Annotated in this window: 7 protein-coding genes; all 7 read left to right on the top strand. The window is 61.2% G+C overall.

The genetic code is table 11. From position 1 onward, the window contains the following. The coding region (locus tag AC1D1Z_RS31990; RefSeq protein WP_477852858.1) for an FAD/NAD(P)-binding protein at window positions 1-1,146 on the top strand (1,146 nt) is incomplete at its 5' end. A 201-nt stretch (window positions 1,147-1,347) separates the two neighbouring features. Further along, window positions 1,348-2,040, top strand: coding sequence for a GntR family transcriptional regulator (locus tag AC1D1Z_RS31985; protein WP_477852856.1), 693 nt, complete (start codon window positions 1,348-1,350; stop codon window positions 2,038-2,040). A gap of 425 nt (window positions 2,041-2,465) precedes the next feature. Then, window positions 2,466-3,068, top strand: a complete 603-nt coding sequence (locus AC1D1Z_RS31980) for an amino acid synthesis family protein (protein WP_003538313.1) — start codon at window positions 2,466-2,468, stop codon at window positions 3,066-3,068. A 15-nt stretch (window positions 3,069-3,083) separates the two neighbouring features. Beyond that, on the top strand, window positions 3,084-3,929 hold the full coding sequence (locus AC1D1Z_RS31975) for an alpha/beta fold hydrolase (RefSeq protein WP_130719331.1): 846 nt from the start codon (window positions 3,084-3,086) through the stop codon (window positions 3,927-3,929). Beyond that, on the top strand, window positions 3,926-4,861 hold the full coding sequence (locus AC1D1Z_RS31970; protein ID WP_028732333.1) for a flavin reductase family protein: 936 nt from the start codon (window positions 3,926-3,928) through the stop codon (window positions 4,859-4,861). The genes AC1D1Z_RS31975 and AC1D1Z_RS31970 overlap by 4 nt, the downstream gene beginning before the upstream one ends. Continuing rightward, window positions 4,858-5,898 (top strand): LLM class flavin-dependent oxidoreductase, encoded by a 1,041-nt coding sequence (locus tag AC1D1Z_RS31965; protein ID WP_028732334.1) that lies wholly within the window; start codon window positions 4,858-4,860, stop codon window positions 5,896-5,898. Before AC1D1Z_RS31970 ends, AC1D1Z_RS31965 begins: the two co-directional genes overlap by 4 nt. A 4-nt stretch (window positions 5,899-5,902) precedes the next feature. Next, window positions 5,903-6,795: aldehyde dehydrogenase family protein (locus AC1D1Z_RS31960; protein WP_477852853.1), on the top strand; the 893-nt coding region annotated here is incomplete at its 3' end.

Genomic DNA, 6,795 nt, shown 5'->3' with positions numbered 1-6,795 from the left:
GACTTTGTCGACTGGCTGAAAAGCCATGGACGCCTGACGCAGGCAGGAGATTTCGCCTCGCGCAGCGATTACGGTCTTTATGTTCGCGATACGCTTGCACGGCTGCTTCGAAAGCGGGACGGCCGTTGCCGGGTCGATTTCATCAAAGCCAAGGCGGCGGGATGCGTTGAACGCTATAGCAGCACGCTGGCCTTCCATCTCGGCAATGGTGACGAGATTGCCGGGAAGAACGTGGTGCTCTGCCTCGGTGTCGGTAACGCGAGCCTTCCGGTCGATCCGGATGGCGTCCCGCCATCGCTGCGATCACGGGTCATCGAGAACCCGTGGCGGCTTTCGTGGCTGAGGCGCGTCGCACCATCCGATGCGGTGTGTATCCTCGGATCCGGCTTGACGATGATCGATCAGGTTCTCGCACTTCGCGCCCATGGCCACAGCGGCAAGATTGATGTGCTTTCGCGGCGCGGGCTCGCACCGCTCGGACACGCGTGGAAGCCGCCGGTGCCTCTGCCGATCGACGTCGAGAGGCTTCCGGAGACGATCAGCGGCATATTGAAGACCCTGCGGGGGAAGAGCAGGACGGTTACCGACTGGCGAGCCGTGATGGACGGCCTGAGGCCTGCAACGCAGGCTCTCTGGCAACGGCTTTCGAACAAGGAGCGGGCACGCTTCCTCAGGCATGCGCTTCCATGGTGGAACATTCATCGTCACCGGGTCGCGCCTGACGTGTTCGACAGGTTTGAGAAGCTGGTCTTAGACGGAACCGTTCGCTTCCACGCGGGCTTCCTGAAATCGCTCGGAGCCGAGGAGGGGCGGCTTGCTGCCAGCTACAGGGTCAGATCGACGCGAGAGATCGCCGAGATCAGGGCGGACTGGCTCGTCAACTGCACGGGAATGGAGCGGGCCGGGATCAGTCATTCACCGCTTTTGAAGGAAATGAGCCGCTTTGAGTTGATCGTCCCCGATCCTCTTGGCCTCGGAATCCAGGTGGATGCCGCTTCCGAGGTGATAGCCTCGTCCCGGATCTCGCCTGCCCGACTATTCGCGGTCGGCGCCCTGACGGCGGGGCAATTCTGGGAGATCACGGCCGTTCCGGATATCCGGGTGCAGGCCAAGGCCGTGGTCGAGGAGATTGTTTCAAGAGGCTAGCTCGCGACTTCTAGAGCAGCAGATCTAAGTGCTACAGCGTCCTTTGCACGTCTGAAAGACGCGCGGCCCTATAGGTCGGCACGGCGCTTGTTGAATTGCCGGCCGCCGACAGCTACAGTATCTGGTACGCCATAATACGATTCTTGCATTCGGCTGCCGYGGCGGAAGTTGAGCGTGCAAAGTCCAACACTGAGGTACAGAATGAGCGGTGCTCTGAAGGACGCAATTAGAGTTGAGCGTCCTGCAAAGACCTTGCGGGAATTGGCGCTCGACAAGGTCCGCGAGGCGATCGTCAACGGATATTTCCGTCCCGGAGATCGCCTTGTCGAGCGTGACCTCTGCGCCCAGCTCGGCGTCAGCCGAACAGTCGTGCGCGAGGTTCTGAGGCATTTGGAATCGGAAGGGCTTGTCGCCAATCTGCCGAACAAGGGGCCGATCGTCGCGCAGCTCGACATCGAGGAAGCCAAGCAGATCTATGAGATCCGTGGCGCGCTGGAAGGCATGGCGGCGCGGCTGTGCGCGGAGCGCCGCAGCCCCGAGATCGTCGCTGCGCTGGAGGAATCGCTGGCCGGGATACGCAACAGTTACCGCGACAACGATATGTCGGCTGTGCTGACGAACACCTCTTCCTTCTATCACACGCTGTTCACGATGGTTGACAGGAACGTTGCCTGGGGTGTCGTCAATCTCCTCACCGTCCGCATAAACCACCTGCGCTCGATGACGATCAAGACGGAGAGGCGCGGCATCGAAGGGCCGCTGCAKATGTCGAAGATCGTGGACGCCATCCGCCGCGGTGACGGCGAGGGGGCTTACCGGGCGGCGATGGATCACGTCGCCGCCGCGAGCGCGATTGCCGAAGCGGTGCTGTCGGCGAAGAAGCCTGCCGACTAGGCGCGGCGGACTCGCTGTCGTCTTCGTCGCAGGCGCATGGCAAAGCGCCGGCACCGAGCATCTGTCGATGTCACTCCAGCAGGCGCAATCATATTCCAAGCAATTTAGCAGACTCCGCACTCCAAGCTTGACACCCAACTTTGCTCAATGTGATGGTATGCCATAATAAATAATACATAAGGCGGTATCATATGAACTGGGACAATCGTGACCTCCGGACTTGCCGTGAGCCTTCGGCGCTGCCGTTGCGGGGTCTGTGGCTGCTGACAATAAGCTGAAAAGAAGAGGCGCTTTCCAAGCCTGAGAGCACACGCGCGCTAAATTGAAAATCTCCGCCTCGGCCTGAACTGCGTCCATGCAGGAGCCAACTTGACACTCATATATTATGGTATACCATAATACGAAACTGAGAGATGAGGTGTTCGATGGCCATTCAAATTCGCAAGACGGGACTGCAGATCGAAACGACATTGATCGAAGGCGGCAAGGCCGCTGCGGTTCCGCTGAAGCTGTTTACCGCCTTTGCGGTCGTGAAGAATCCTTGGGCAGGGCGCGGCTTTGTCGACGACCTCAAGCCCGAGATTCACGCAGGCGCTCCAGTGCTCGGCGAGTTGCTGACCAAGATGATCATCGATGCGGTCGGGTCCGGCGAGGCTGTCGAAGGATATGGAAAGTCCGCTGTCGTCGGCCTGGACGGCGAGATCGAACACGGGTCCGCGCTCATCCACACGCTGCGCTTCGGCAATTTTTATCGCCAGGCCGTCGGCGCCAAGTCCTATCTCGCCTTCTGCAACACACGCGGTCCGGCCAATGCGCCGATCATGATCCCGCTGATGGACAAGAACGATGAAGGCCGCCGTTCGCACTACCTGACCATCCAGACGTCGATCCCCGATGCGCCTGCTGCCGATGAGATCGTCGTGGCTCTCGGCGCTTCGATAGGCGGGCGCCCGCATCACCGCATCGGCGACCGCTACCAGGATCTGAAAGACCTGGGGCAGGACGTTGCCAATCCTGCGGGCGTTTGAGGGAGCAGCTATGAGATGCTGACGGCCGAATCGACGACACGCACCGCTGCAGCAACAAACGCCGCCGGTGCATTGCCCCGAAAGACGACGGCAAGCGGAACGGCCTATCATGAGGCCGGCAGCGGTGAGCCGCTGGTTCTCATTCACGGCGTCGGCATGCGGCTTGAGGCCTGGGCTCCGCAGATCGCATTCCTGTCTGCAGGCCATCGCGTCATCGCTGTCGATATGCCGGGACATGGGGAAAGCGCAAAGCTGCCGGTGGGCAGTCGGCTCGAGGAGTTCGTCGCCTGGTTCGGACGCTTTCTCGACGAGATGGCAATCGGCACGGCAAATGTTGCCGGGCACTCAATGGGCGCACTGGTTTCGGGAGGGGCAGCCGCGACCTTTGGCGAGCGTATCAGCCGCGTCGCTTACCTCAACGGTGTCTACAGGCGTGACCCCGAGGCAAAGGCCGCCGTGCTTTCGCGCGCCGCGGCCATTCCGGTATCGGGCGTCGACAAGGAAGGCCCTCTGGCCCGCTGGTTCGGCGAGGATGCGGACAGCGTCACTGCGCGTGAATTGACACGAAAATGGCTGAACCTCGTCGATCCCCAGGGATATGCCGTTGCCTACGCCGCCTTCGCGGGAGGAGACGAGACCTATGCTGACGGCTGGAAAGACGTGGCTGGTCCGGCCCTGTTTCTGACGGGGTCCGATGATCCGAACTCGACGCCCTTGATGGCAACGCAAATGGCCGAGCTTGCGCCGCGGGGCTATGCCCGCATCGTCGAAGGCCATCGTCATATGGTGAACCTGACCGCGCCTGATATCGTAAATTCGCTGCTCGCTGAGTGGCTGTCGTTCGGGGAGGATGAACGATGACAATCCAGACTGTCGACCCAAGAGCGCTGCGAGATGCATTCGGGGCTTTTCCGACCGGGGTGACTGTCGTCACCGCCTGCGACGGGGACGGAAATCCGATCGGCTTCACGGCGAACTCCTTCACCTCGGTCTCGCTCAATCCACCGCTTCTCCTCGTCTGCCTTGCCAAGACGTCGCGCAATTTCGCCATCATGACCGGAGCGCAGCATTTTGCGATCAACGTGCTTTCGGAAACGCAGAAAGACGTGTCGAACACCTTTGCGCGACCGGTCGAGGATAGATTCGCGGCGGTCGAGTGGGCGAGGGGATCGGCAGGCTGCCCGATATTCTCAAGCGTGGCGGCCTGGTTCGAATGTGCCATGGAGCAGGTCATCGAGGCTGGCGACCACGTCATCTTGATGGGGCGCATCGAAGCTTTCGACAATAGCGGCCGCAACGGTCTCGGTTATGCGCGTGGCGGTTATTTCACGCCGACGCTCGCAAGCAAGGCAGTGTCCGCGGCAAGCGAAGGCAATATGGAACTTGCGGCCGTTGTCGAGCGGCGCGGGGAAGTTCTGCTGCTCGGCGAGGATGTGCTCTGCCTGCCAAGTGTCGACGCCCATGACGGCAGCCCGACCGAGGCACTGCAAAAATACCTGGAGACACTAACCGGGCTGAAGGTCAGCATCGGCTTTCTCTATTCGGTTTATGAGGGCAAGAGCGACGGCAAGCAGCACATTGTCTATCACGCCGTTGCCGGAGAGGGCGAGCCTGCCGGCGGCAGGTTCCTGAAGCCTGACGCATTGGTTGCGGCAAAGTTCAAGACCAGTTCGACTGCCGATATCGTCAACCGTTTCGCGATGGAAAGCTCGATCGGCAATTTCGGAGTCTATTTCGGCGACGAGACCGGCGGCACTGTACACCCAATTCCAGCCAAGGACGCAAAAGCATGAAGTTCTCCCTCTTCGTCCATATGGAACGGCTCGACGCCAGCCAAAGCCACAAGAGCCTCTATGAGGAATTCGTCGCGCTCTGCGAGATCGCCGACAGGGGCGGCATGCACGCGATCTGGACGGGTGAGCACCATGGCATGGATTTCACCATTGCGCCCAACCCTTTCGTGACCATTGCCGATCTGGCGCGCCGCACATCGCGGGCACGGCTTGGGACGGGAACAGTGATTGCCCCCTTCTGGCATCCGATCAAACTCGCCGGCGAGGCGGCCATGGCCGACATCATCTGCGATGGACGACTCGACATCGGCATCGCGCGCGGAGCCTATTCCTTCGAATACGAACGTCTGCTGCCCGGTCTCGATGCCTGGGGTGCTGGCCAGCGCATGCGCGAACTCATCCCGGCGGTCAAAGGCATATGGGCCGGCGACTACGCGCATGACGGGGAATTCTTCAAGTTTCCGTCGACCACGTCGGCGCCGAAACCGCTGCAGCAGCCGAACCCGCCCATATGGGTGGCAGCGCGCGATCCGAACTCGCACGAATTTGCCGTCGCCAACGGCTGCAACGTTCAGGTGACGCCCCTCTGGCAGGGCGACGACGAGGTTCAGTCGTTGATGGAGCGCTTCAACGATGCATGCGCCAAGAATCCCGAGATCGAGCGGCCCAAGATCATGTTGCTGCGCCATACCTATGTCGGCTCGTCAGAGGACGATGTCGCGCAAGCCGCCCATGAACTCAGCGTCTACTACAATTATTTCTTCGCCTGGTTCAAGAATGAGAAGCCGGTTACCCAGGGTCTGATCGAACGGATCCCGGACGAACAGGTCAGAGCAAACGCGATGCTGTCCGACCAGGTCATGCGCACCAACAATGTCGTTGGCGACGCTGAGACCGTCATCGCCCGGCTCAAGGCCTATGAAGCGCTCGGCTATGACGAATATTCCTTCTGGATCGACACCGGCATGAGCTTCGAGCGCAAGAAGGCGTCGCTCGAACGCTTCATCACCGAGGTCATGCCAGCATTTCAGGAGTAACACCATGCGGCGTTTCCAGCACTACATCGATGGCGAATTTTCAGATGGCGAGGCCAGCTATCCGAGCATCGATCCCGCCTCCGGCGCGGTCTGGGCTGATATGCCCGAAGCGCGCGAAGGGGATGTCGATCGGGCTGTCAACGCGGCCGACAGGGCGCTTTACGAAGGCGCCTGGCCGAAACTGACGGCCACCCAACGCGGCAAGCTGCTCTACAAGCTGGCCGACCTGGTTGCCGCCAACGCGCAGGTCCTCGCCGAACTGGAGACACGCGACACCGGCAAGATCATCCGCGAGACATCTGCGCAGATCGCTTATGTCGCCGAATACTATCGCTATTATGCCGGTATCGCCGACAAGATCGAAGGCGCCTACCTGCCGATCGACAAGCCCGACATGGATGTCTGGCTTCGCCGCGAGCCGATCGGCGTCGTTGCGATGGTCGTGCCGTGGAACAGCCAGCTCTTCCTGTCGGCTGTGAAGATCGGCCCGGCGCTTGCGGCCGGCTGCACGATGGTGGTCAAGGCCTCGGAAGACGGGCCGGCGCCGCTTCTCGAATTTGCGCGGCTCGTGCACGAGGCAGGCTTTCCCGCCGGCGTCGTCAACATCATCACGGGTTTCGGCGCCTCCTGCGGCGCCGCCCTCGGCCGCCATCCGAAGGTCGCGCACGTCGCTTTTACCGGCGGTCCAGAAACCGCCCGGCACGTCGTTCGCAACTCGGCCGAAAACCTCGCCTCCACCTCGCTTGAACTTGGCGGCAAGTCGCCATTCATCGTCTTTGCCGACGCGGATCTCGAGAGCGCTGCCAATGCTCAGGTCGCGGGCATCTTCGCCGCGACAGGGCAGAGCTGCGTTGCCGGATCGCGGCTGATCGTCGAACGCAGCATCAAGGACAAGTT

Source organism: Rhizobium sp. P1_E1 (genome assembly GCF_056406015.1).
The sequence above is the reverse complement of the archived record's forward strand: the minus strand, read 5'-3'. Positions and strand labels throughout refer to the sequence as shown.

What these genes read in the sequence shown, in the direction of transcription:
- AC1D1Z_RS31970 (WP_028732333.1), top strand. Translation starts at nt 3,926, where the DNA reads ATGACAATCCAGACTGTCGACCCAAGAGCGCTGCGAGATGCATTCGGG.
- AC1D1Z_RS31965 (WP_028732334.1), top strand. Translation starts at nt 4,858, where the DNA reads ATGAAGTTCTCCCTCTTCGTCCATATGGAACGGCTCGACGCCAGCCAA.
- AC1D1Z_RS31980 (WP_003538313.1), top strand. Translation starts at nt 2,466, where the DNA reads ATGGCCATTCAAATTCGCAAGACGGGACTGCAGATCGAAACGACATTG.
- AC1D1Z_RS31975 (WP_130719331.1), top strand. Translation starts at nt 3,084, where the DNA reads ATGCTGACGGCCGAATCGACGACACGCACCGCTGCAGCAACAAACGCC.